The organism is Maribacter sp. PR1 (assembly GCF_028464145.1).
GTDB lineage: Bacteria > Bacteroidota > Bacteroidia > Flavobacteriales > Flavobacteriaceae > Maribacter.
This window is the reverse complement of record NZ_JAQPCG010000003.1, coordinates 421,527-448,157: the sequence shown is the minus strand read 5'-3', so window position 1 is coordinate 448,157 and position 26,631 is coordinate 421,527. Positions and strand designations below refer to the sequence as shown.

Annotated in this window: 25 protein-coding genes; 4 read left to right on the top strand and 21 right to left on the bottom strand. The window is 41.7% G+C overall.

All coding sequences use genetic code 11. From position 1 onward, the window contains the following. Positions 1 to 5 precede the first annotated feature (5 nt). Positions 6 to 1,742 (top strand): efflux RND transporter periplasmic adaptor subunit, encoded by a 1,737-nt coding sequence (locus tag PP182_RS08505; protein ID WP_094998932.1) that lies wholly within the window; start codon positions 6 to 8, stop codon positions 1,740 to 1,742. Between the two features lie 297 nt (positions 1,743 to 2,039). Next, positions 2,040 to 2,525, top strand: coding sequence for a lipocalin family protein (locus tag PP182_RS08500; protein WP_094998931.1), 486 nt, complete (start codon positions 2,040 to 2,042; stop codon positions 2,523 to 2,525). A 21-nt stretch (positions 2,526 to 2,546) separates the two neighbouring features. Here the strand turns inward: PP182_RS08500 and PP182_RS08495 are convergent, their stop codons facing one another. From PP182_RS08495 to PP182_RS08435, 13 genes are read right to left on the bottom strand one after another with little or no spacing between them, the layout of a single operon-like run. Next, positions 2,547 to 5,585, bottom strand: coding sequence for a TraQ conjugal transfer family protein (locus tag PP182_RS08495; RefSeq protein WP_094998930.1), 3,039 nt, complete (start codon positions 5,583 to 5,585; stop codon positions 2,547 to 2,549). Between the two features lie 11 nt (positions 5,586 to 5,596). Then, positions 5,597 to 6,136, bottom strand: coding sequence for a conjugal transfer protein TraO (locus tag PP182_RS08490; protein WP_158657215.1), 540 nt, complete (start codon positions 6,134 to 6,136; stop codon positions 5,597 to 5,599). 1 nt (position 6,137) lies between these two features. Next, positions 6,138 to 7,100, bottom strand: coding sequence for a DUF4138 domain-containing protein (locus tag PP182_RS08485; protein ID WP_094998928.1), 963 nt, complete (start codon positions 7,098 to 7,100; stop codon positions 6,138 to 6,140). Between the two features lie 3 nt (positions 7,101 to 7,103). Beyond that, positions 7,104 to 8,099, bottom strand: a complete 996-nt coding sequence (gene traM, locus PP182_RS08480) for a conjugative transposon protein TraM (protein WP_094998927.1) — start codon at positions 8,097 to 8,099, stop codon at positions 7,104 to 7,106. Continuing rightward, positions 8,096 to 8,716, bottom strand: coding sequence for a hypothetical protein (locus PP182_RS08475; protein WP_094998926.1), 621 nt, complete (start codon positions 8,714 to 8,716; stop codon positions 8,096 to 8,098). Before PP182_RS08475 ends, traM begins: the two co-directional genes overlap by 4 nt. A 46-nt stretch (positions 8,717 to 8,762) precedes the next feature. Further along, complete coding sequence (locus tag PP182_RS08470; protein ID WP_094998925.1) at positions 8,763 to 9,674, bottom strand: hypothetical protein; 912 nt, start codon at positions 9,672 to 9,674, stop codon at positions 8,763 to 8,765. Positions 9,675 to 9,684: 10 nt separating this feature from the next. Beyond that, positions 9,685 to 10,302: a hypothetical protein gene (locus PP182_RS08465; RefSeq protein WP_147378611.1), complete on the bottom strand. Its 618-nt coding sequence runs from the start codon at positions 10,300 to 10,302 to the stop codon at positions 9,685 to 9,687. Then, positions 10,299 to 12,848 carry a TraG family conjugative transposon ATPase gene (locus PP182_RS08460; RefSeq protein ID WP_094998923.1) on the bottom strand — a complete coding sequence of 850 codons (2,550 nt, stop codon included), beginning with the start codon at positions 12,846 to 12,848 and terminating at the stop codon, positions 10,299 to 10,301. The genes PP182_RS08465 and PP182_RS08460 overlap by 4 nt, the downstream gene beginning before the upstream one ends. Then, positions 12,833 to 13,156, bottom strand: coding sequence for a DUF4133 domain-containing protein (locus tag PP182_RS08455; RefSeq protein WP_094998922.1), 324 nt, complete (start codon positions 13,154 to 13,156; stop codon positions 12,833 to 12,835). The genes PP182_RS08460 and PP182_RS08455 overlap by 16 nt, the downstream gene beginning before the upstream one ends. A 12-nt stretch (positions 13,157 to 13,168) precedes the next feature. After that, complete coding sequence (locus PP182_RS08450) at positions 13,169 to 13,528, bottom strand: hypothetical protein (protein ID WP_147378610.1); 360 nt, start codon at positions 13,526 to 13,528, stop codon at positions 13,169 to 13,171. Next, complete coding sequence (locus tag PP182_RS08445; protein WP_094998920.1) at positions 13,461 to 13,811, bottom strand: hypothetical protein; 351 nt, start codon at positions 13,809 to 13,811, stop codon at positions 13,461 to 13,463. The genes PP182_RS08450 and PP182_RS08445 overlap by 68 nt, the downstream gene beginning before the upstream one ends. Positions 13,812 to 13,820: 9 nt before the next feature. After that, positions 13,821 to 14,285, bottom strand: a complete 465-nt coding sequence (locus PP182_RS08440) for a hypothetical protein (RefSeq protein WP_094998919.1) — start codon at positions 14,283 to 14,285, stop codon at positions 13,821 to 13,823. Positions 14,286 to 14,295: 10 nt separating this feature from the next. Further along, positions 14,296 to 14,976: a ParA family protein gene (locus tag PP182_RS08435; RefSeq protein WP_094998918.1), complete on the bottom strand. Its 681-nt coding sequence runs from the start codon at positions 14,974 to 14,976 to the stop codon at positions 14,296 to 14,298. Between the two features lie 814 nt (positions 14,977 to 15,790). Here PP182_RS08435 and PP182_RS08430 point away from each other — a divergent pair. After that, positions 15,791 to 16,177, top strand: a complete 387-nt coding sequence (locus tag PP182_RS08430; protein ID WP_094998917.1) for a hypothetical protein — start codon at positions 15,791 to 15,793, stop codon at positions 16,175 to 16,177. Continuing rightward, positions 16,174 to 18,468, top strand: coding sequence for a relaxase/mobilization nuclease domain-containing protein (locus PP182_RS08425; protein WP_094998916.1), 2,295 nt, complete (start codon positions 16,174 to 16,176; stop codon positions 18,466 to 18,468). The genes PP182_RS08430 and PP182_RS08425 overlap by 4 nt, the downstream gene beginning before the upstream one ends. A gap of 14 nt (positions 18,469 to 18,482) precedes the next feature. On the opposite strand, the gene PP182_RS08420 is transcribed toward PP182_RS08425, so the two are convergent. The 8 genes from PP182_RS08420 to PP182_RS08385 form a co-directional block, all read right to left on the bottom strand. Beyond that, positions 18,483 to 18,854, bottom strand: coding sequence for a hypothetical protein (locus PP182_RS08420; protein WP_094998915.1), 372 nt, complete (start codon positions 18,852 to 18,854; stop codon positions 18,483 to 18,485). A gap of 35 nt (positions 18,855 to 18,889) precedes the next feature. Then, positions 18,890 to 19,399, bottom strand: coding sequence for an ORF6N domain-containing protein (locus PP182_RS08415; protein ID WP_094998914.1), 510 nt, complete (start codon positions 19,397 to 19,399; stop codon positions 18,890 to 18,892). Between the two features lie 135 nt (positions 19,400 to 19,534). After that, a complete protein-coding gene (locus PP182_RS08410) occupies positions 19,535 to 19,933 on the bottom strand; it encodes a hypothetical protein (protein ID WP_094998913.1) in 399 nt (132 codons plus the stop codon). A 9-nt stretch (positions 19,934 to 19,942) separates the two neighbouring features. Continuing rightward, positions 19,943 to 22,486, bottom strand: a complete 2,544-nt coding sequence (locus PP182_RS08405; protein WP_094998912.1) for a type IV secretory system conjugative DNA transfer family protein — start codon at positions 22,484 to 22,486, stop codon at positions 19,943 to 19,945. Between the two features lie 36 nt (positions 22,487 to 22,522). Then, entirely contained in the window at positions 22,523 to 22,780 is a 258-nt protein-coding gene (locus PP182_RS08400; protein WP_094998911.1) for a hypothetical protein, read from the bottom strand. Continuing rightward, positions 22,777 to 24,342, bottom strand: coding sequence for a toprim domain-containing protein (locus PP182_RS08395; protein WP_094998910.1), 1,566 nt, complete (start codon positions 24,340 to 24,342; stop codon positions 22,777 to 22,779). Before PP182_RS08395 ends, PP182_RS08400 begins: the two co-directional genes overlap by 4 nt. Before the next feature lie 69 nt (positions 24,343 to 24,411). Beyond that, on the bottom strand, positions 24,412 to 25,272 hold the full coding sequence (locus tag PP182_RS08390; RefSeq protein WP_094998909.1) for a hypothetical protein: 861 nt from the start codon (positions 25,270 to 25,272) through the stop codon (positions 24,412 to 24,414). Positions 25,273 to 25,398: 126 nt separating this feature from the next. After that, entirely contained in the window at positions 25,399 to 26,625 is a 1,227-nt protein-coding gene (locus tag PP182_RS08385) for a hypothetical protein (protein WP_158657214.1), read from the bottom strand. Positions 26,626 to 26,631 lie beyond the last annotated feature (6 nt).

Here is a 26,631-nt window from a genome sequence, read left to right as displayed (position 1 = left end):
TAGTTATGAATAAGAATATCATTTACATCGCTATTGCAATCCTGGTCGGACTGCTCGGTGGATGGCTCATTTTTGGCGGGTCGTCGGAAGATTCAAAATCCAATAAGGATGCTTCAAATATGTCCGACAGTCAAGACCATTCAGCAGATGGGGAAGTCCAGATGTGGACATGCTCGATGCACCCACAGATTATGCAGCCCGAACCGGGCGATTGCCCAATTTGCGGGATGGATTTGATTCCAGCGGAATCAAGTGCCGATGGCCTGGCAATGAACGAGATCAAAATGACCAAAAATGCGATGGCATTGGCGGGCATCCAGACATCCATCGTGGGCAATCAGACGACAGATGACGAAAATATGATTTCCCTTTCGGGAAAAGTCAAGATGAACGAGGAAGAAAATGCGGTCCAGGCCAGTTATTTTGATGGCAGAATCGAACGGTTAAACGTAAATTATGAGGGTCAGGAAGTCAGAAGAGGACAATTGCTTGCCACCATCTACGCACCTAATCTAATTGCCGCACAGCAGGAATTGATTACCGCAGCTTCACTTAAAGAATCACAACCGGCGTTATACAAGGCGGTTCGTAACAAATTGAAACTTTGGAAACTCTCGGAAGCCCAAATCAACAGTATAGAGGAATCCGGAAAGGTCAAAGAGAACTTTCCGATTTATGCGACGGTATCAGGTACGGTCTCCGAAAAGATGGCTGCCGAAGGCGACTACGTAAAACAGGGGCAGCCTATTGTAAAAGTTAGTAATCTAAATTCGGTATGGGCCGAATTCGATGCCTATGAAAATCAGATATCCGAATTCAAGAAAGGACAAAAAATTAAGGTCGTTACCAATGCTTATACCAATAAGGAATTTGATGCGACAATTTCGTTTATTGACCCCGTTCTAAATACCCAGACCCGTACTGTTATCGTTCGTGCAAACCTAAAAAACAGTGAAGGGTTGCTAAAGCCTGGAATGTTTGTTACAGGAAAAATTGAAGCTAAAGCTAATGGAACAACATCACAATTCAGCATTCCGGCAAGCGCCGTAATGTGGACGGGCGAAAGGTCTTTGGTCTATGTAAAGACGAATCCCAACGAACCCGTTTTTGAAATGCGGGAAGTTACGCTCGGCAATCGAATCGGCGAGACGTTTACGGTCGTTTCCGGATTGCAGGATGGCGACGAAATAGTAACCAATGGAACGTTCACGGTAGATGCGGCCGCACAGCTACAGGGCAAGAAATCGATGATGAGCCAAGATACAGCCGATGACGAGAAACCTATGTCAGATATGAAAATGGAACTTTCCAAAAACACTCAAAATATTTTTCAAAAAAGCTTAAAACCGTATTTGAAAATGAAGGACGCTTTTGTTGACAGTGACGCAAAAAACACTTCTGCTTTCGCAAGAGAAACACTGGAAGAAATCCAGCTTATTCGGGAATCGGAATTGGGGACTATGGAAAAATCCCACGTTGCTAAAATCAAAAAGATGTTGGGGGCCATTTCCGAGAACGATGATATTGAGAACCAACGTAGCCACTTTGTGATATTAAATCAGAATATGGTTCCCATTGTAATGAATATTGATAATATAGACTCAAAAGTCTTCATCCAAAAATGCCCAATGGCAAATAATAACAAGGGTGCATTTTGGATAAGTGCAGATACCGAAATACGAAATCCTTATTACGGGGATGCTATGCTTACTTGCGGAAGTGTGATTGATACGGTACAGTAAATCCCTCAAAAAGCATCTAAATAACTATAAAATTATTTTTTTTAATGCGACAGGCCATTTTCAGAATGCCTGCCCCTGTGCCTGCGGAAGTTGAAAATCCTAAGCCTTCAATCCTCCCGAGCGGGCACGCTGTGCTGGCCCGCATTCGGTCGTCTTTCCGGTTTCGGCTTTTAAACATCCTCAGCACCGCGCATAAACCCAAACGGACGGAAAAAAATCGTCAGTTTGGATTTATCTTTCCAACCGCTTTTTTTGATTTCTTTATCTTTATAATCTATAAAAGCTAATCAAACATCAATGAAACGATTACTATTTCTACCGTTGGCAATTACGCTGTTATTAATATCCTGCAACAAAGATGATGACGAAGTTTCTATAGCAAACCGAAATCGGGCATTATTAGGGCAATGGGAATATGAAGCGATCATGACAGACAGAGCGGTAGATTTGAACGGGGACAATACCTCCAATATCGATTTGTTCAATACCCAAGAACTGCCCCAATGTGTTAAGGACAATATTACCACCTATACTGAAGATGGCCCTTCCGGCAAACCGGAATATAACGTTACCGAAAATAATCTGGCCTGTGATGACAATAATCCATTTTCTTTTGTTGAAGAGGATTTTTGGACACTCACAAACAATAATGCTACTATCAGTTTTGAAGGCAGGGAGCCTTTCAGAATAATCGAGTTGACAAAAAATAGGTTAAAGGTGAAATCGGACGACACTTTCGATGGTCAAGATTATATTATGACCATTACTTATCGAAAGAAATAGAAAATCATTTATAAAATGTTTCTAAACTCTTTGAACGGTGCCCATTTCAACATCGCTCCATTCCCCATTGCTGTCCTGAACCCTCACTTCATATCTTTGGTCGAGATATCTAAGTTTACCTTCGCTAGGTTCTTCTTCCATTAAAAATATGCGATCTACACCTGTACCTTGTGCATCGTTGTAATTGAAAAGTTTGGTATCCCATCTTCGGTCAAATCGGTTATATATCCTTATTTCCACCTGCTGCAATGTTGCGCCGTTGTAGGCCTCGCTACAATTCGTATCAAAACAGGTAAATATCCTTACTTGATAATCACAACCGTTCAGACCGCCACAACTTATATTTCGTTTCTCGCCTTTGGCCGCTACCTGTGGTTTTTTAAACATTATTATCGATTCGCTCAACGTTTGGGAAATGCCCGTGGAATTCTCGACCCTAAAATTGATGGTAAAGTTTTCATCGGTTTCCGGAAAAAATTGCATTGGGGTCGAACTGTAGTCCAACGGCAGAATATCCCCTTCTCGATATAGTCGGCTCTTATAGTATATGTACCCCGCGCTGGCACCCGTAAACGTAAAAGTCATTTCGTAGGTTATATTGGGATCATGACCTGTGCTGGCATTAGTAACTGCCGTCAAAGTAAAAGGCTGCCCTTCGTACTTATCCTCGGAGGATTGACTGATATTGAAATCGAAGAATTCCTCGTATTTTTCAAACTGTATGTTGACATCCGCCTTTTTTTCTACTTCCGACGAAGACCGAACGGTAAACTCTATACTATGGTTCGATTCGGAAATTCCAGTATATTTTCCTTGGAATGTACCTATCGGAACGCTGAAACTCTCGCCGGCGGCATAGGTGGTTCCCTGATATTCAAAAGTACCGTTGCTTCCTCCTGAAGAATAATACATCACATACGTATCGCCGCCAATACCCAATTCCGATATATTGAAATTGATGTCTACAGTATCCCCGGTATTGGCCTGCGATTGAGAAGCATTTGCTGTAAAGTTGAAATTTTTTGGTTCGACATTAATAGTAATGTCAACTGTCTTTTCAAGACCCGTATCATTCTGTACGTAGAAAGTCAAGTTGATATTTCCGTCATCCGTTCCCAACAGTTCCCAATTAAAATTTCCCTTAGGAACATCATAAATATTACCCGCACTGACCTGCGTGCCATTTTCATTGGTTATGATGGCATTCCCGTTAATACTATATCTCATGGTATAGTCCGAAGAACCAATACTTTCTGAAATATTGAAGTTCAAGGAAGTGATTTCCCCGACCGAAATATCGGATTTTTGGCTTCCTCCAGTAAATAGAAAATCGACCTGATTATAGTTGATAGCGGTATTTGCGGTATGGGTTACGTTGGCAGAAGATTCCACGCTCAAAACAATGTCATGCTGGCCGGCTTCCGTTCCGGTATACACGACATTGTTATTGTTCGGGCCTAAAAGGAATTTCTCGCCTGGACCATATTCAGTTCCATTCACGCGCAACGAACTGTTTCTCCCCGAGGAATAAAAGGCCTCATAACTATCATTGATTCCCTCGGGTATTTCGTCTATGTCGATAATTACGTTCACGGGAATATTCGCAAATTCAGAGGTTTTTGAAGGCGTGATATTGACCGTAAAATCATTTTGCTTGGTTTCAAGATCAATCAATACGGGGCCGACTTCTTGACCATAATTATCCGTAACGATAAAGGAAACTTGATGTGAACCCAGACTTTCGGGATAATAGAATAGGGAAAAATTCCCTAGTTCCACGGGATACTCGGTCGAATTTTGTAAGGTGTTGCCGCTGATTCCTGTAATTCTCCCATTGCCTTCCAAAAGCTCATAGGATATATTGTAATCAATGTTTTCGGTATTCCCGTTGGATTTGATATTGAAGTTGAATTGTGTCCGTTCATTCACGAAGACGGAATTACTTTCCGAATTGCCCGAAAACGTAAACGGAATATTTGCGACCTCGATTTCAACACTATCCTGTTTTACCTGTCCATTGGAATCCCTAACATCAAAGTATATCTTACGCTTACCCAATTCTTTGCTAGTAAACGTATAATTGTAAGAGTTTGGAACTATGGTTCTAAATTGGCCCGGTTCCATGACCCCGCCATTGTGGTCCCTGACCGTTCCGCTACCTTCACTAGTCGAAGAAAAGGAATGGGATATTTCATATTCCACTTCCGAATCTTCATCTTGTGTTTTTAAATCGATGGCAATGGCCAAATTGGTATCCAATTCCACTTGGGTCGATGATGCCGTGGCATTGAGGATAAAGTCCAAATTCAGAACGTTCAATAACAATTCTTCCGTCAAAGTAGCGCCATCGGGAGCTTTGGCCGTTACGATAAGTTTGTGTTCCCCCAAATTTTCGGGCAGATATTCCAATTCAGAAATGCCTTTGGGCAGGATAAATGGTTTACCTGCATCAAAGACTTCGTTACCAAGATAAAGCTTCCCGGTTCCGTTTTCTATTTGGTAAACGACCTCGAAATCCCCTTTTTTGTCAGGATCTTCAGTTTCCTTATCCCTGAGTAATGTGACATTTACCGGATTTTTAGAATTGATGATAAATGCGTTGACCCCCTTGTTTAGCAGAAAGCTAAAGCTGGCGTACTTGGCATTATATAGAAGTTCCAGTTCCTTTTTTCTAGTATTGGTATCCCATGCCGAAAATCTGATTTTGTGCGCACCCGTATCGATGGCCACATAATTGTAGGCCCAATTTCGGTCGGTTATCTGCAAAGTGTCCCGCTCCCTTATAGTATCGCCTTCCATTGTTAAGAAATATCCCCTGCCTTTATCAGAGGAGAACTTCATAAAGTAATCGACCGTGGTAATTTCTTTATCCGGTACCAAAGAAAAGGTAGTCCGGGCATTTTCGAACACAAAGTTTTCATCGGGATGTTCTTCCGTAAAACTAAAGTCAAAATCATCCTTGATAACACCCTCAAAGTCTTTGCTACATGCCAATATCAGGACAAAAGTTGCCAAGATGGCAGCAATCGAAAATCGGGTCGGTCGGATAAAATTTTTCATTTTCAAAGTATTTAGAACAGGAAATATCTAAGGCCCAATCCGGCATAGGGATAGAATTGACCTACATCGCTATTTATATGGTAGTATTCGTTCGCTTTTATCAAAAGGGAAAAGTCGTTGCTGAGGGTTATTTCTCCTTCAATTCCGACGAAAACCCCATATATAAATTGACTTTTGGCATCCAGAATGGCACCATTGGACAAAAGACTATTTCCGTTATTGATGACCTCATAGCCGAAAATACCGCCGCCGCCAACATTGATGGCATATTTTTTAAAGTTCTTTTGCTCCCAAACTTTAATGAAATACCCTGGCTGTACTGTAAATATGTTGTAGGGAATATCGAAACTTCCTTTATCCTCCGCAATGGCTGCAAATACACTTAATTGTGCATATCGGTTTCGGTTCAAATGGTAATTATACGTCCCCATAATCCCGAAACCATCTTCGGCGTAACCCCCACTTAGCCCTACGGAAGATGCATAGTTGCCGCTTTGGGAGTAGGCCAAAGTTGAAATAAAAAGTGCTAGAATTATCGTATTGATTTTCATTTTAAAAGTGTATAGGGTTGTTGATAATTTCATGGCCTATCTTCAATGAAAGATTTCGATTTCCGGATTCTTCATCCAATTCAACGACCACCTCTTTCTTTTCATCCAAAGCAAACTTTTTAAAGACGATTACAAAGTGGTTTTCACTTTTACCCGAAACCGTTTTTGGTCGTTTGTAAACGAATACCGGTTCCAAAGGCATTTTTTGGTTGCTACTGCTATTTTTATAATTAGTGGCCAGTTGATGCTTAATGAAGTTGATGTCCAAGTCAAGCCCCTCTTTGTTCTCGATACGGTACTGAAAATAGAGTTCGTCCTCATTGTAATACACTCCCTTTAGCCAAAGGAAAACATTGTCCAGCCTTGAGAAATAACGACTAATCTTTGCCTTATCGAACTGCATATAATAGCATCGCAGACGGTAATATTCCATGGGGTCTTTCTCGTAGAGTTCTTTTGTAGCCCTGTCAATAGAATTTGTTGCCGAATCTTTGGTTGATATTGTGAGTTGTTCTTCTGGAATTTCTATCCGTTTTATTTTTGTTTCTGAACCTGGATCCGCAACGTCCAAACTAATTGACTTGGAATTACCATTGATATTGGTGATCGCCTTTTCGGGCTTGATGTACCACGTAAACTTCTTTGGTTTTTCCTTTAGTTTCAAAATAAAGTCATAAACGTTACCTGATTCGGTAATTACCGTATGGTTTGTGAAGTTTTCTTTTTCAGGTGCCAGCTCATCATAGTATAACTTTAAGATTCGCCCATGGAATTTACTTCCAGCGGCCTTTGGCAAATCCGCTATAAAACCAAAGTCGTTACCGATAATACTTTCCGAAATATTCTCGGGAAATATTAAAATGGTCTTGTACTTTTTGGAAACTTCCAAAGTATCGGTACAGTATTGTGCCGTACCCTTGCACATCATGGTTAAAGCCAATATGAAAAAAAACTGTTTTGCCATTTTTTATGCTTTTGGTACTAGAATTACACGATCCCCGTTGACCAGTAAAATCTTATCTCGTTCTTTGTATTTTTTCTTTTGGAAAAAATTGCCAAAAGACCTTACTAGATTACGGGCCAAGGGCGATTCTATCGATTCCCCCGCCGCTTCGGATAGTTCGTTTACACCTTCCCGTTCAATATTCGCCCTAAATTCCTGCATTAGTGCTCCTGCCCGCTCATTGTGAAGTCCTATCATTCCATCTTCTTTATCCATAGCTGTCAATGACATCTTTACATTGTCGATATTGGTTACTTCCAATATTATCCGTGAACCTTGTATGTTTGAGGTGGCATAAACAAAAGTGTTCTTTGGAAATCGCTTACCGTTGTAATAAGTATCCTCCATTAAAATCAATTTTACGCGATTACCAGGAAGAATGAACTGGTCGCGATAGATGGCTGCATCGAGGGAAATTGAATTGGCGGAAGGTTTATTTGAGGACGCTACGTAGGGTGCGGAATAATCCTGACTTCGGGAAAGGCGTTCGTCACGTGCTTCCATCATCAGTTTTCGATACTCCAACTTTTCCTTAAATTCAGTTCTAGGATCGGCAGTCGATTTTTGTGTTGAAGCAGGCATAATTTCTGCGGATTCCATCGATGGTTTATCATCGAATGAAAAAGCGTTCAGTTCTTCCAGAACCAGTTCCAAAGAATCATTTTTCCGTTTGGTCTCCACGATGTTTTTTAACGTGCCATTATTGCGTAATCGTTCCAAAGAATCCTCTTGCGATTTTTTGTAAAGCTCATTGGGTCGTTGGACTTTAAGTTCATTCTCTTGACCGGGAAGCTTGTTGTTATAACCGTCGTCCTCCGCCAATGGCCTGTTTTCTTCTCCGAAAGAACCTAGACTGTTCACAAGAAAGTATATCGTCAGGAGCACGACAATCGGAGCCGACAACGCAAATAATTTGTGCTGTCTTACCCATGTATTGAATGTTTCGCGGTCAAGTTTCATTGTAAATCATTGTTTTCTAGAACATGGAACCGGATAATCTTTAACCCGTTCAAATTATTAGGTGTTGATTTGGTCTCCAAGAGAAAACCGCTGGTCACTAGATTTCGATATTCCGTCTTTTCATTCTTGCGTATTTTTTGTTTTCCCATAAACCGAAAGGCAAAGGGGTAAGCGGAGTAGTCGATATATAGCGAATCTTGCTCCACTTCAATGGAATAGTCGCTTTTGGCGACATCCTCATAATAGTTTTGATCCAACAGGCGGTTGTACAGCCGCTTACCGGAATGGTCTATCATATAGAGTGCCTTGCCCTCTATATTCCTTTTAATAAATCGTAGGTCGGGTTCTAACGAAAAGAACAGTTCGTGGAAGTTTTTTACATGTCCTTCGCACAAAATATCGAGCGCACGTTTGGGGTCGTTTATGCGCACAGCGGCCAATTTTTGTCCGTTGTCAAGCAAATAAAAACGGTTTTTTGCGCTTTCGTTCGTTTTATATCCAAAGTAAATATTGAACAAAGTGCAACCTACCGTAAGAGCTAAAGATATATAAAGAACCCTGTTGCTATTAGCACGAATCTTGTTTAAATCGTTGAAAATGTGATAAGTATCGTTCATCTGTTTATGCGCAATCGTTAAAAATCCATATTTATCGTTAAGGTGTTTACTGTATCAATGTTCTTACTCCCTTTGTAGCCCCTCCCGTCTTGGCATCGACCGTAGTTTGTGCTGCTTTTTTGGTATAGTGTTTTGTACGCTCCTTTAAGTGACCTGCACTTACGTTCATTCCCTGAACAATGAAATTGGAGAGTACCGGTGCCTTGAAATACATAAAAACGTTCATGAAAATCAAAAGCCCGCTCGTGAGTACCAACCCCAAATCGGCTTCTCCGCCCTGAAGTATGGAACCGATCAGCTTGTCGAGAATGTTCAACATGAAATTGTCAATGAGGTACAGCATGGGGATCCATAAACAAACGCTCATGAACTTTTGTAGCCACGCCTTCCACATTCCCCCGAACACGGGAATGAACGAAAGCCCGATATTCAAAGGGCCGAAAATGATAAGAACGAAGAGGTAAATGACTGACATCGCTTTGATACCAATGAATACGACCGCCGATATGACCGATGCGACCATGACGACCACGGAGGTTATGGAACTGAGAACAAACGCCTGAAATGCTTCAGGATCTGCACTTAAAAGTACCCAAGACCAGGCATAATCGGAAGAGGACTTCACTTGTGCGACCAAGACCTTCATTTGCAATATGTCCCAAGAAATATCATTGCTCTTAAAGGAGTTGCCGATGCCCTGATAAAAATCAAGAATGGTCATTGTTACTACTTTGTAATTGAGCAATAAAACGGCCAAGGGAACCCATTTCAGGTATTCCAAAAAAACTGCTCTTGTTTGGGGGTTCACAAAGACCCTAAGCGCGAGCAATGCGATACCGATAAAGGCGAACTGCTGCCCAATATCAACAATCGCATCGGTCGCCTCGAACGCATCGGCAATGTACTGGTCGAACATATCGTTGACCGTTTCGCGTATTCCTTTTTCCGTGACCTGCATATTCCTGTTCTTATTCTTTGTTCATATTGATCAAGGACAACTTGGCCTCCCGAAAAGCGTTGATTTGCGAGAGTTTGTTATTGTAGGCGATCAAGCCGTCCAGAAGCTGTTCGAGTTTCGAGTTGATGCCGCTGACTTTTTTTAGGCGCTCTTCGGGAAGGATGATGGATTTGGTTTTGATAATCCCATTACATTGTTTGAACAGGTTTTTGGCCTCTAGAATCGCATTGGCCGTATAGCCTGCAAATTCCTGAATTTCATCCTGCTCTAGATGTTTCCATTTTTGGATGCTATTTTTAGAACTTCTGTAAGCTTCAAGAATCTTATCCTTTAAATCCATGGTCATGTTGACATCCGTCGATTTCATAACATAATCGGGCGAAGACTTCTTGGCATCGAGTTCTTCCTTCAGAATTTTTCTCGATTTTGAGGTCTCGTTGTTGTTCTTTTCCATCAGATTGATGAGTCGCCCCAAGTTCTTGTTGACAGCCTTTAATTGGATGTTTATGTTCATCAATTGGCTGTTGACCATACCAACGCTGGCATTGGTAGCGGCGTCCGTTACGGGTATTTGCGCCGCCATAATAAACGGAACAATCGTTACTAGGATAAATAGTCTTCTTTTCATTTGTTTTTGTTTTTAGGGGAATTTTCGTAGGCGTAGGCCTTTGCGGTAAGCTCCCAATTATTATGATTGTTAGTGTATAGTTTTTTGATCCTTGAGCTTTCCGTAGGATTGGTCTCGTAGATACATTTTTCTTCCACCGAGGTTTCCACGCCATATACTTTTACCCTGTCCATCCAACAAAAGGCTACCTCACGGAACTTCCGGCCTTCCGGAAGGTCTTTATTGATGGATAGGATGAGTTGCTTCTGTTTTTCTCCAAGACCCATGACGGACTGGATTCGGTCAAAAGACTGAGCGAAATCCCGCATATCCAAAAAGACCTTAATGTGGGAATTGACCACAATGGCGTTTTTGATAATCTCCGAGGAGGTAAAGTCATCCACCTTCTGTGAAATAAAAATGGGTTGGCCACCAAGTTTTCGCGCCATTCTCGATTGGCTGTTGAAATAATGTGCCAGTTCCGGTCTGACCAATGCCTTCCATGCCTCGTCTACCGCTAAGATTTTATTTATGGACAGTTTCGAGGGGTCGTGCATTTTCTTATTGAAAATTTCCATGACCATCAGCGCGATAATGGGAAATAACAGCTCGTTGTCTATAAGTTTACCCAACTTGAAGTACACCACCTTTTGGTCGCTAAGCCCTGTGATTCTATTATCCTCTTTGTTCAACAAATTCCCTCTGGGGCCATCGGAACGGTATTTTTCCAATAGGAAGAGAAAAACATTGGGATCGAACTTTTCCTTCGGAATTTTCTTGGCTTTTATCAAAGCCGAGACCTGCTTCTTACAGAATTCGAAAAAGGTATCGAACTTAAAATTTGAATCATCGTTCTCCCACATGGCACTATAGTAGCCTGAAACCAAAAGTTCAAGAACGGTATTCGTAACCTCAAGATCATTGCCATTGTCCGTACTCCCTGTAATCAATTTTAGCAGGGATACCAGATGTAGCAACTTACTTTCCGCCAAGGTCTGTTTCTCGGTGGTAGATCGGATAAAATCATGTTTGTCCAGTAAAAAGGGGTTGAAGGTAAACGGGCGAGCATCGTCATGTTGTAGAACGACCCCACCGAATACCTTCGTCAGTTTGTCGTAGGAGTTGCCATCCTCCATGATAACGGCCTCGCCGCCCTGCCGTAGTTCGGAAGCAATATAGTGATTGACATAGTAGGACTTACCACCTCCCGATCCGGAGGCGACAAGCATACCACGGTTAAATATCCAATCCTTTTTTTCGGGTTCCCGGTAGACACTTACCGACAAGGGTCGCCCTGAAATCCGATCCACCAATCGCATTCCATAAGCCGAATTCGTAGTATCCTTGTAGCCACCCTCAAAATAGAGTAGGGAGGAGGCCATGTCACTTGGCATGGGCATGTACATATCCGAGGAGATTCCTATGCTGTTTCCCGGAACCCCTGCAAAAAACAAGTTCTTTCGATCTATGGTATTCTGTTTTGCGTTTATTCTCAATTTTTTGAAGGCCGAGCCAACGGAATTTTCCATCTGTCTTTGATGGTCTTTTCCTTCATCAAAACCAAATACGTTCAAATGATAAAAGACCGTTTCCTTGTGGTTTTCAAGAACCTCTTTGGTGTACTCATAGATTTGATCGGCGAAAATGGTGTTACTATCATCCTTCTTTCCCGAACTGAACCGTTGAAAGCTCTTGGCTTTTCGTCGAAGGCTGGCCAAGGCTTTTTCTTGATTCGGGATATAGATGTATTGGTTGATAATATGTTCATGGGGTACCTTAAAGCCCAAAGAGAAAAGGTTACCGATGGGGAAGCGATTGTGCCGGGTCGTGAATTTGCCGTACAGTTCGTGGGTGCCGATATGGTCCTTGGTAAACTGGTCTAGGTTTTCGAGCGTGAAAAATTGGCCCTGTTTGTTCCCAATGTTGACGCGATTACCACAAAAGTCAATATCCTTCAAATTTTGGTTTTTTTCGGACAGTCCGAAATATTTGGCGTACAGTCCGTTTTCTGAAAACAGTTCGTCGTATTCCAATATGTTGGATTTGATAAGTCCGGTCGAATTGATCAAGTTGTTGACGCTCGCTACCTGGTTCTCGAAATCCGCCAATACATTTGTATCAATGAATTCTTTGGGGACCGTATGGTTTAGATAGAAATCCCTGTTCTTGTCCAAGAAACCGTTCGCCCGTTTAGAACTGTACTTGATATAATTTTTGGGCACGATACTGATATACAGGTAATGGGTTCCTACCTGATAAGGACGGTCTTCAAAATGGTGCTCGTTGGCCCGTTCCAAAAAATCGCCTTGCAAACGTTCCTTGATCGGACGATAATTTTCCTGAAGGAAAAAATCCTGTCTGTGGAGCAGCCGGTTCGGCCCCAGGACGGCGATAATATTAAAGAACAGTTCTTGAAGGAGTCCATATTCCGAGGCATCCAATGTGAATACTTCGGGAAGTTCCAATTGCAAAGGGATAGTCACACACCCCTTTTCTTTCGCGATCAAGGATTGCCTTTCATAACCGTAGATGGGGAACGCATCCCAAAGTGCTACCTGTTTTTCCATAGCAACAGATTTTCAAACGGATTGGAAACTTTGATTGTATCGGGCTTTTGGGAATCCGCCAGTTTTTTGACAAAGCCGTTAGCGCCATAGGTTCGGGAATAGAACAACAGTACAAGGAAGACGATTGCGATGACGATGGCCATCAATAGCAAGGCCCAGATCATCGGAATAAAGGTGGAAATTACCAGACCGAGCATGATGGCTGTCAGTACCAAATACAGACAATACATAATGTATTTAGCCTTGAGTCCTTTATATAGGACATCCTTTTGCAGCCCCTTTTGGATAGGGATATATTGATTCTTCATGCGACGGGAAATTTAGATGTTGGCAATTTCCTCGCCGATGGCGATCAGGGCAAAAAAGATGGCGATACCGATGACGGCCTTACCCAACTTATTGGCAAGATCGGTCTGCTGGTCGCGTATATAGAGATAGGCAAGCCCTGTTATGGCAATGGCGACACCGGCAATGATCTTGATAATGTCGACGATTTCACGGGATAAGGTCTTGGAATCGTTCTTAAAATCCTGTGCCTCCTGTAAGAGTTGTTCGAATTGCCCGTAGGAGCAAAGAGGAATGCAGATTAGAATCAGAACTAGGAGAAATAGTTCAGGTTTCGGAATCCGGCGGGTCTTCTTCCGCCGTATCCTTGTTGCGGATAACTTTGAGTTTTTCATGCTTTTTGCGAGTTAAGGAATTTGAATCATCATCTAATGAACCCTCTTTAAAAGCTTCCAGAAGCTTTGAAGTGTCTTCCACTTCGTCTATCTGGTCGAGTACAGCTCCTAAATCGGTCTGTTTATTATTTGATTTATTTACAAATTTATTATTTATATGCAAATAAGCAAATTTATCTGAATCTTTTTTCTTTGAAGTTCTTTTCTTTTTGAGCAGCACCCACGAAACGTAGCCATAATAGATAAGGGCCAAACCAATCAATATGTACCAATAGCTACTCATTTTTCTTTATTATTCCTGTTCGATAAGGTTTAGCAGTTTCCTGAACTTTTGCTGTATAAAATCTTCCAAAACCTTTCGCATCAAATCATTGCGATGGGTTTTGATCTCTAATTTATAGGATGCTCCCTGTGCCAATTTCTCATATTTGGCCATACACTCCCTACTAAGTGAGAGCACGAACGATTCCTTTCTGTCCCTGAAGCTTTCCGCTTTTAGGAACTGTTCGAACTTTTGTACAGCATATCCATTGCCTTCCGGTGCATTTTCACATTTTTGGGGTTTCGAATTCCCAATAGCCGTAGTTTCGTCCTTTTTCTTAACGGATTTTCGCTCAGAATGTTGTTTGTTCTCCAGCGTAGACTTGCTAGGCACCCGTTCGTTTTTCAACTCTTCCAGAACATCCACGGTTTTCTTGTTTTTCTCCGCCATTTTTTGAATAAGTCCTAGCGTATCAATTTTCCGTTGTTTTTTCATGATTCCACTTTTAACGCGTTAATTGGGCAACTTCCTTAAAAAAATGTTTGATATCCTTCTCGCCCAGTTCCTTATGTTGGGGAATGGGATAGAGGGTATTTCGGTACCGTTCCTTGTAAATGGTTTTGTCCTTGACTACACTTTCCATCATCGGTATGTCCGCTTCAAGGAATTGTTGGCGCAGCACCGCAAATTTGCTTTTCTTGACCAACTTGTATTTGTTGAAGAACAGGTGGATACTCTTTAACATCCGTTCCTCATTGTCCAGGAAATTGTTTTTCAGGGTAAAATAAAAATGGGAAGTGCTATCGATTTCCAGTTCGTCATGATCGAATGGTACAAAGACATGCTCCACATATAAAAGACCTTTGACCATTTCCACGTTCAAGCTTCCGGGAAGATCAAGTATAATATAATCCACCCTCCCGTAGTGCTTGACAATGGTATCCTGTAGGGTAGCAACCGTCACAGGTTCTATCGGATAAAGTTCTATGGATTGCCTTTCTTCTTCATCCAACGATTCCAATTCGCGCTGTCTTTTATTGTAAATGGAATATTGGGGATCGTCCAAATCCAATAGTACCACTTTTTTGCCCTTGGCATAAAAAAGGTCGGAGGCCAAAATGATGTTCAAGGTCGTTTTTCCGATACCTCCTTTTTCGCCGACGACACTAATAATCTTTGTTTCCATAATTCATTATTTAGTTCGTTCGATAATTATTTAAATGACGTATTGATCAATGCACTAATCAATGATTTATACACCTAAATAGTTATATAATTAATGATGAATATAGAGATATAAAATGTTAATATACAAGCATTTATGAATTATTTTCCAACATAAGGCCATATAAGACCATAAGGGTTTAAATGGGTACAGGGACTGAATCGATATGGTGTTACGGAAATTCTTTTCTATCTGAAAGGGAAGAAAACGAGATCGGAAACCGTGACTATTCCATACTACTTTTTAAGTGCGGGTAGCCTATTTGTTTGAAGAGATAAAATAGACCTTACTTCGGATAAACGTCAAAAGATACTATCGCCATGGAACGGTAAAAATCGATTAATCAATGCTCTCCCAAAGTTCCTGCGGAAGCCAAGGAAGCCTATCGGCACCCTTGGCACCCTCGCAACCACGCAAAAGCCCATGGGACGAAAAGGTCCCATGCACTTTTTTGGCCAATCACTATTTTTGACACTCAATTTACGGATTGAGACTTTTTTGGATTTTATATATACCAAAACAGCCGGCGGAAGTGCTACTAAATGACCGATTACGCTTTGAAAAGAAAATTAGAAGATGTCAAACAACTCCTTAAAAATTAGCATTGATGTATTTTATCCAAGATTCGATACACTTGTCGAAATACCAATTACTTAGCTAAAATAATAGCTTATATTAAAATTCATAGAATTTTGCAAGATATGTTTTAAGTAACTTAAAACTACTACTTCTTACGAAGTGAAAAAACGCAAAAGCGAGTAAAATCGGCTCCGAAATGGCACAAAAAACAGGTAGAAAACCGTTAGGCAAAAACAAGAGGAAACATGATATCATGTTGCGCTTCAATGATAAGGAGCTAGGAATGGTCAAGAAAATTTTGGCATCCTATGATTTGGATTTTGAAAAGCGCGGTATTGCTGCACCATTTCTAAGACGCCTGATATTGGACAAAGAGGCGGTAGAAGAAAAAAAGCTACCTGATTTCTCGGCCAACCTGATCTATCAAATCAACAAAATAGGTATTAACATAAACCAATTGACGACAGTGGCACGGGCTAAAAACCTTAGAAGTCCGTCAGCCAAATTGGAAAGCGAAGTAGAAAGAGCGAACGAATTGTTGATGAAAATCATGGAGCTATTGAATGAAAAACTGCATAAATGATAGCCAAGATATTGTTTCGTGAAACTGTACATGGCGTGTTGAACTATGTATTCGGTAAGGAAGGAAGCATCATTTTAGGCTATCCGAACACCTGTTCGGAATTTGGGCTGTCGCCTGAATTTTTCGCGAACGTACTGCATTTTCAAGGCCAACGCCATGCTACCGAAAACAGGTATGTACATATCACGATCAACCTTCCCCATGGCGAACGGCTAGACGATGCCACTTTTTACCAACTGGGAAAGGATTATATGGCAGAGATGGGCTTGGGAAACCAACCCTTTTGTGTAGTCCTTCATGAGGATACAAAACATCAACATATACACCTTGTTTCAACGGTAGTTACCGAATCTGCCTCCCTGATCTCTATGTTCAATAGTTACCGGAGAAGTATGGCAACGCAAGCGTACCTTGAAAAACGCTATGGTCTTTCGCCATCGCCCCAAACCCGACAAAAACAGCACAGGGAACTTCCGATATACCGATTTCCGGAATTCCAGTTCAAGCCCGATGATTCAAATGGCACAAGGTTCTATATACAGGATGTAATGAACGGCCTCCTTCAAAAGCACAAGGTGCGCAGTTTTGCCGAACTAAAACAGTTGGCCAGACCCTACCACATCATCGTAAATACCATGACCCATGAGAGTGGAAGGGTAGGGGTAGCCTACGGAATCGATAACCAAAAAAAATATAAGACGCAATTTATAAACGGGTCGACCGTGCATCCGAAATTGAGCGGGCCGAAACTTGTGGCTATTTTTGAAAAGAATTCCAAATCGAAATTATTGGCGATGCACAAAAAGCGCTTGGAAAAGCAATGGATGACCACCTTAAAACTTTTTAAAAGCATTCGTCAGGAAGATCTACCGGATGTCCTGAAGTCATATCAAAACATAGACTGCGAATTATCGTACGGAAAGAATAGGCAATTGAACGAGCTAATCATTTATGACAAATCAGGTTATGTCTTCTTAGCCTCCGAGATTAGCTCCCAAATGGATTTTATCCATCACCCACAATTAGAGGACGATGTGAACGGTACAACCTGTTTGGACGAAAACGGGAAGCAATTTTTACTTGAAACCCGAAAGCTCATAAAAAATGCTTTTTACGAGGCCTATTTACAAGCCAACAAAAGTAATAGGTCGTTATCCGAGTTTGTAATAACTAAAAATCTGAGGGATTTGTTGCCTCATATCGCAGGCTCTGAACGCTATTCTTTCCTAAACCATTATATGAGCCAGGATAAGAATAAAAACCTATTGAAAGTTCTGAAAACCGAATTTGAGGGTACACGTAGGGAACTCCACAAAACCGAATCAAGAAAGGAAATGAAAACCTTGGAAGACAGAGTTTCACTATTCAAAAACGTGTTGGAAGCCAATGTGTTCGATGCTACCAAAAGCCTCTCATTTAATCTACTTCAGGGTTTGGGTCTCAAATATGTCGGGGATAAAGTTTTCTTTAGTAATTCCAAAGCCCATTCCGTTGAATTACTTATTGAGGATTACAAAATGCCAGAAGTCGGCTCATCCTATATATCCACGGGTAGTATCAACCAAAACGTGAAAGTTCTTGAAACGCTCACAGAAACCGGATCAAGTAAGCCATCGGATTTGAACGCGACTTCTTTCTTCCTTCCTTTATTGCTGCCCGAACTTTATGAATCGATGAACCCGGAATACCAAAAACAGTTTGAAGCACTCAGTTTAAGGGCATATCTCAGAATGGCCGAACAATTCAACTTACCTCTTGAAAAATCGCCCGTCGATTATATTAGGTTGTTCAATGCCAAAGGGTTTTATTTTGAGAAAAAAGTAGGGAAAATTTACCTACGCTCACTTTATTCAAAAAATGAAACCAATATACCGCTTTCTACGAAAACCCAGGCATATCTAAAATCCAGCACGGATTTGGATGCTGTCTTGACTGCTCAAATGGAGTCCGTCAACATATCAAACGAAAACGGTCAAATGAATCTTAAAAATTTATGGGTTTCGTATCTTATCGAAAGAGGCGTTTACGGCAGGGCAGCCTACATGATGGTCTATGAGGGTGTACGACCGAATTTACATCGTGAAGCACTGGAATATCATAAGAAGAACGGGTTGCGGGAAAAAATACACGCTGAGTCCCAACAAAAAATCAATACCCAACAGGCGACTATTTTACGCAAAAGTGTTTATTCGTTCAGTTCGCTTTTAAGCGGAAAATACAAGGAAGAGGTGTTTAACGGCTTTAGGGACGAGCTTACGGATTATACAAATAAAAAAGGTCTTTTTAGATAATTGGGTTGTGAACTTTAGTTTCGAAATCGACCTGAACGATCATCCCAAATTTTTCCAGTTCTAGAAATGGTTGTATCCTTACGGAGTATATTGCTTAGTTCCATCATGAGCGTTTTACCAACTCCCCTGACTCTTTTAAAATCATACAAAGTAATGTCTTCCAAATAATCGAAAGGGACTCTGGATGTATATCGGGTGTTCTTCAAAAGGATATTTTGCAATCTTAAAGAAACACCTTGCTTGGCCTGCAACCATTCCTTTATCGGTTTCTTTTGCGTCCTAAGAAGTTCACGGTCCCGATACATTTCAATAACATCGACCAGATGATCATGCAATTCGATGACCTCTGAATCATCCAAACACTGTATGAGCTTTTTTAAATCCATGTTGACTATACTATAATTTTAGGATAACCTGTTCCTTACACATTGGTCGCTTTATAACCAATGCTCTTTCTGGGTTTTCTCTCCTGCACGATAAGGTCTTTAATCGCATCGAAGACCACCTTGAATTGTTGGTCGTATTTCCTTTCCATGGACAATATTTGTTTTTCCAACTCCTTGTTCGATTCGAGTAATCTTCTTAATTGGACAAAGGTTCTCATAATTGCGATATTGACATCCAATGCCTTTTGGCTTCGCAGCACACTTGAAATCATGGCGACCCCTTGTTCCGTAAAGGCCATCGGAGCAGCTCCGCCTAAAACCCTTTTATTTTGTATCACATTACGTGATACCAAATCATCGATCTCGCTTGGCTCAAGTTCGAACATGAAATCTTTCGGAAATCGGTCAAGATTTCGTTTGACCTGTTGCTTCAGAGACCTATTTTCCACCTCGTAAAGTTTTGCAAGATGAAAATCCAGAATAACTTTATGGCCTCTAAAATATTGTATGGTTTCGGCGATGTTTTCAGGTAATATCTGTGTCATTTTCTTATACTGTTCTGAGGTATCACAAATTGTGATACCTCAAATGGCTGTCCGTTTTTTTATATGTTTCAAATGTTTCATAAAGCACAATCTTGTTAGTCTATAGGTAACGGGCTCAAATGGGTCATTATGGGCTCAGAGCTTCTTTTTAAACTTCATCAAAGCCGAAACGATATCAGATTCCAATTCACGATATTCTTCCTGAACATCGGTCTGGTATACCACATTTTCGCCGACATTGTGCTTCATTATAAATTCGTTATCGGGCGAAAGGATCCAAGCGGGATTGTAGCCCAAGGTGTAATAGTACAGCACCATCTTGATGGAGGTATAGGAAAACGTCCCTCGTTCCACATTGACAAGAGTATAATAGTCTATACCGAAGCGCTCGGCCAGATTTTTTCGAGAAAATTCACTATCCCGTTTGTTTCCGGAATCTTTTTCGATCAGTTCATCGCGTATAAGGCGCAAACGTTCCCCGATGTAACTAAAATCCTCTGAAGAGGCCTTCATAATTTCATTTATATCTTTCATAATAGTATGTTATTGTGTTTGTTCATCTACCATTTCCGCGGGATAACTTGAATATAGATCGCCTAAATCCCCAATATTGGGGTTATCGACTACTTCTGTTTCTTTAACCGCCGAGACCCTTTCAAATGTAGGGATTTCATGTGCTTTCCTGAACGCATCCGCCAACTCCCTACTGGGACGTTTTTTATAATGTTTCATAAAATTTTGAGCGATCTCCTCTTCCTTTTCCAAGGATTCGCCGATCTGGTCGCCCGTTTTTGCTTTGTCGAATACAGTAAATTCCGGTTTTTTCCCCGTGCAAATTTCATATTCCTCGGTTACCAGATCGTCAATATCCTGAATGACTTTTAGGAAATTGGCATCAAGTATCCGTTCGATTTCCTTATTGACGAACATCCTGTCCACCAATGTTGCAAGGAAGAGTTTCAAGGTGTCCTCGGTTCCCTCCTTTTTATTAATATGCCCGTCCAATGCCTGCAAATGGTCGTACAATTTGAGTTCGCGTGCCAATTTGATGAACTGCACCCGTTTTATGCTGTTCGGATAGTGCTTTTCGGCAAATGCGTCGATATAGTACTTGTAGAAACCGAGATAGTCCAATTGATTACAATCAATTTTTTGGATGGTTGCATGAAAATCAAGAGTCTGCATTAATTTCAAACGATCCTTGACAAATTCGCTATGGTTCTTGCTCCTAAAATCGGCATGGTTCGGGATTTCATATTTTCCCTGAATCTTCTTTGAAGCCATGTTGGGCCTGAGCAGCCCAAAACATAATTTCTGTTCGATTGGATGTTCAAAGGTATCCGCCACGATGCCCCCGAAATGCCCTGTGGACATGCTTGTGATCTTACTTTTCGGCAGTAATTCGGAAAGTATCGTGCTGAAATTGACCGTGGTATCGTTATTGGAAACGGCCTTGCTCTTTTTTTCCTGATGGATACGCCCGAAAATATCGCTGATACGCCGAGCCGTTTCCCCTTTGGCAGCACCGCTGAACACATTGGAGCAGTTATCGAAAATGACCTCGGCCAGTTCCCTGCCGTAGTCCGCAATCAATTGGGTTATACTCTGAATACCAAGCACGGTGGCCACATAATGCGACCTTCCGGTATCGATAATTTTTCGTAATCCCATAATGAATACGGTGGGCAGTTCGTCCAAAATCAATCCCAAAGGCCTTCCGCCAGGTTTGTTGACCACCTGTAATATTTTGTTGATATAAAGACCTATTGGTGCAGCGTAGATTTCCGAGCGATCAGGATTGTTCTGGATACAGACGATCTTGGGTTTCTTTGGGTTATTGATGTCCAACCTAAAATCGTTGCCGGTCATGATATAGTAGATTTCCTTGTTGGCCAACATCGATAGGGATATCTGTGCACTTGCGGTCTGTCCCGCCAATTGCTGGCCCGCCTGTCGTTCCATGGCATCCTTAAAGGGAATCATCAGGCTGCGTACCTCTACCTCACGCATCATAATGGTCAATAAATATTCAATATTGACCGTGGAAAGGGTAATCACGTGGGGTAGGGTGCAGATGTTCTTGCCCGTTTCCTCCGATTTTTTCTTCAAGTACCATATCAGCCCAGAAACAAAACTAATGGCACTTTTAGAGAAGAAATCGCTGCGCTTGATCCAGTCCTTGTTCAGATTCTTCATGATGATGGTCGCGGCGTCTGCGGCATCGGTCTGGTTGCGCATCAAGTAGGGGTCGATGGGGTTGCAGCGATGCGATTTTTCGATATCGTCAAAGCTCAGGGTATAGAATTCGGGCAGTTCGATAAGTTCGTCTGACTTTGCGGCCATTAGTCTTTCCTTTTTTCGCATCCAATAGTTATAGGCGATTTTGCTCAGGGTATCGAACTTAAAATCATAGATCAGCAGCGTAAATCCCTTTTCTATAAACTGCTCGATGATTTCCTCGATCAAGGCAAAGGACTTGCCACTACCAGGTGTACCGATAATCAAGAGCGCGCGAAAGAGGTTTACGAAATTGATCCAACCCTTCCGTAGTTTTCCTTTATGACGGTATTCATAGGGTATGTTGACGGAGTATGGGGTGTCCACAAGTTTTTCGGTCTGCCGAAAGGTCTCGTTCTTGTCGTTGAACGGGTCGTCCTCGGCCTCGTTACCATAATCCATTACCTGAAAAAGGTGTACTGCGCCTGAGACCGCGAAAATGAACCCGAGTATGTACAAAACTGCGGAACACCAGAACAGCCCCAAGTTGGCCGGTGCCAAATAGCCCGTTAGCAATAGCAACAGAACACCTAGGCCGAAATATAGGAGGCCTGTAAGAAATGACTTCCCTTCCCTTTTTCTGGGATTGTAGAGCATGACCGCGCCCAAGATGCACATCAACAACAGCCCACGGCTGTGCAAGGGTCGTTGTAAGGCCTCAAAACGCAATAAAAAATGGTAGCCGATTTCAGAGAGTTTGGAATCCCATTGCTGGTATTGCAAAATAGGATAATAGGCCATAAACCCGATAAGGGTAAAGACAGCCACGGATAATAACATAGCCGAAAATGCGAGATTCTTGTCGTTCATGACGAAACCTTGGGAATTTGAAAGTTCGTTCCGGGATTATCGGAACATCCGCTCCTTCCATTGTTGGATCACCAAAGAGGAGGCGATAGGGAAGGCGACCTCATTTTTTTCGATATGATCGATGGTCTCGTCCATTAAAAGGCCTGCCTGCTCATTGATGAACCGGGCATAGGTATCCGCTTTTTGCAAACGGTGCTTTAGTTCCATATCGTTTTCCTCGATAAGTGCGTTCAAAAGGGAAACGTAGTATTGGTTGTCCTTTAATTCTTCGGATAATGGTTCCATGGTCTTCATGACAAATTGTTTTGTAAGGTATTGTTTTTTGAATTCATTTTTGATTTTTCGCTGCCTTGTTCGATAACCTGGGCAGCACTTTTCTTAAAATGGGAGTGTATGGCAGAATATGGAATGGCATAGGTATAGTTCAAGCCAAAGTCGCATACCACACTATTTTTCTTTATGGATTTTACTAAACCTTGGTTAGTGCCACCTTCAGGGCCTTTGGTCGTATGCAATTCGATTTTATCCCCAACTGCGATAACATTTGGAACAACTGCGTCCATTTTTAGGTATGTTATGCTTTTGGAAGCGCAAAGGTCATCGTTCCAGTCTTTTCCCTGCGATTTGTGGAGGTCGGTCTGAAAAGGCAGATACAGAGCATTAACCATATTCAGCAGGGTTTTGAACACGTTTTGCTTTTGTTCGATATGTGGAGTGTTGACTACTTCGTTCAGGGAGAACTCCAAAAGGATTTTGTCCGAGAACCCGACACAGCGTACAAGGTCAAAAACCAAATAGTCCTTTTCTATATCGGAAGTCAATTTTTTGTTTAGAATAGTCGTATGATGGGACAATTGCCCCCTGACTTTTTCGGTATAATGAATGCCCATACTCACTTTGCCCGACCGAAATGCGGTTTCTATATAGATGTTCGGATTGTACCGATTGATGACCGCAGTAAAGATCTTTAGGTCGAACTCATGGCCTTTGAGGTCGTTGTCCGTGATGGATATCAGTTCTGTTTTCTTGGTTTGCAGTATTGGTTCGATCAGTTGAACGAAGAACTGCAATTTTTCTTGGTACACATTTCCCCCAAAGGACACGTAAAAATTATCAGGTTTTCCGTAAAGCTCGTGATAGGACAGCAGGTCGATACCACTTTCCCCGAATAGTATGCGAGCAGGTCGGTCAATAGGCTTGGAATGAAACAAAAAATGGTCTTTCTGGTTCAGTACCAATCGAAACTTTTTGATTTCATTGTCCTTTTTACTTCGGTAGGGTCTGTTGTAGAGGATGTAGTTTTTTGCGTTTCCTTCCAAATCGTATTTCGGAAAGGCAATATTGGCGATTTTTCCGCCATTGTCCCGAATGTGATAGGCGTTAAAAATTCGCCCTTTGAATGCTTCGGTGTTTAGCGTTTTTCTGGAAATACTTCGCTGTACCCTCAAATATTGGGAATTCCGCAAGGGCACGATATTGTAGTTTTCTTCCAAGGATTTCACAAAGGTGTTCGGTTTATTGGCCCGCAAAGCGTTATGTTCCAGGCCATAGGCTCTAGCGGCGATTTCCAGCCCCGCCTGCACGGCTTTATAAAAATTTTCGCTGCGTTGCATCAGGTATTTAAAGAACAATCCTTTGTCAAAGGAATCGTTCCGGTTGAAATAGGTAACGGGATTTCTTTTGGTTTGCAGTACGATCCGGTCTTCGTCGTTTTGAAACTCCATGGAACCGGCACTTTTGGTTATGAGTTGATAACCGTTTTGGTGCAGGTACATGGGAAAATTGACCTCTTCATTAATCTTGGCGATCGACCGTTTATAATGTTCGGGATCATCCCTATAGTTCGGACTTTTCATGGGAAGGGTTTAAAATGGCCGACACGCCAAGCATATCGGCCTTTGCATTGAGTTAATTAAAAAAGGGAACTACAGGCTCATGGCGTTGCTAGGCTGTTTCTTTTTTTTTTCGCTGTCAAGGGTTGTCCCCGCTTTGACCTCCATATCCTTGAGTTTCGCTTTCTCCAAATCCCTGTAGAGAAAACGTTGCCCTTTCGCACTCCATCTGACCATATAGGTCAAAGGCCCTTTTTTGGTCTTACGGATAGTGATTTTGACTTCTTCCCCTTTGTTCATGGTGTCGGCCTGCTCCTTGGTCAATTGTTGCCCGAGTACGTACATATTGGCGGAAACTGCCGGTTTTGTACGGATATCGTTCAGTCTTGGCTCATAGTAGGCCAGTTTTTGGAAGGTGTCCCCGTTCAAGGAAGTACCGGTAAATTGAATGGTTTGACCTTCTTTAACCATGGCATTGTATTCCTCCTTGGTAAATTGATATTGGTAGGCATTCGCATCTTCCAATTTGATCTGTTCGTTACGTCTGATCTGTACGTCCAATTTGGAACCAGTATTGGGATTATAGACCATTTGCACCATTTTGACAGAACTTTTCAACTGTCCATCACTGATATAGGTGGTCTTGATCAAACGCTCCTTGCCTTCCAAAAGGGATTCCTGAACATTATCGTCCAACTTTTGAAAACTGATATAGGCTCCTTCCAAACGCCTTTTTACGTCTTCCTTAGCAAATTGATGGTCCAAGTTTTCCCGGATCTGTATGTCCTCGTTTTTTCCACCTTCCTCGTTCATCTTGGGCATTGTAAAGGTTCTGCCATCATCGGTTTTGACCTTATAGGTGTCCTGATCCTTGGAAATGGCTTCGCCCTTAAACCAGACCTGGCTTACGTTGACGAAGACTTTTTCGATTTGTTTTTCTGCTTGTTTTTCCATTTTTGAGTGATTTTTAATTGTTACGAAATTTGAATTTGTTACTTTTGAGTACATAACTGCAAATCAGGAGTGATTTGTGAGTTACGGAATTTGAAGGAAAGAGGGCGGGAGCGTCCTTTTTCCATTTTATAGTGCGATTCTATACTCTTTCCACTGCACCTCCTTCCTTTTTTTGGTTTGGCTTTCTGCCAATTCCCATTCCGAATACCAATTGTGGGCTGTCGGTTTGAGGATTTCGATGGTCTTGTCCAAATAATTTTTATAGTACGACCAGACCAATAACTTTATGGCATTGGTCTCCAAAGGCAGGCGCACTTTGATCTGCTCCCCGTCTTTGGATACCATGATGCTATATCGGTTCAATCGGTTCTGGTCGATGATCTTATTGTATTTCAGAAAACTCTGGGCCAGTTCGGTATTGAACCGCCGCGTATGCTCATAAAATCGGGAAAAGGATTTCTCGTTTCCCATTGGGAAATCGATTACCATATCCCTATCGGTCAAATGCAGTTTAAAATCCGAATCCTCCACATAGGATATAAAATGCAGGTCGCGTAAATACCCCTCCAGTTTTTTATCGCCCGTAAAGCTCAAAAAAAGCTTATCCACCTTGGTCAAACGCTGGATTTGAAAAAGAATTCGTGTCGTTTGGGCATTGATAGTCCCCAAAGCGAGATATACGACGTTTTTAAACTGGAATTTTCTATGGAACGCCAACGCCTCTTTAGGATTTTTAAAAAGGAACAGTCCATCGATTTTTTTGGGAATATTGGAATACCACAACGAATGTTTGATGGCCGATTCCTTATAAGGTAGCACCTCTTGCTCGGTATCCGTAAAATACCCACAGATCTCGTTCTGGATATTGAACAGTGGAAATAGGACTTCGTCTTCCTTATTTTTGAAGATGCGCCCCTCAAAAGGTGCCATATCGTCCAAATTTTTGTAGAGTCCATCGGTGTTTTTATCCAAGGGTAAGGCATAACCAAGAAAATGGTTGAAATCTTTTGTTACTGTTTCAACGGTGCTTTCTGTATTGTCGCTAACCAATAAACTTTCTGTCCGTAACACCTCTCTATAATAGGTGTCCACTTTGTCCCAGAGCATTTCTTTGTCCATTCCCTCGGTTTTCGATACATGTTCGGTAATCAGATCCGAGGCCGATAGTTTTTCATCCGGGCGTTCTATTTTATAGTACAGATAGCCCTTTTCGGTGTTGAGGATAACGTATTGCGCGCCGTTACCTTTGTATAGATAATGTGTTCTTTCCCGTTGTACCGCTCGAAAGCCAAGATGCTTAAAAAGCTTCGGGAGGTCGATGCGATGGTCTTCTGTTAGCCAATTTTTTATCATTTCTTG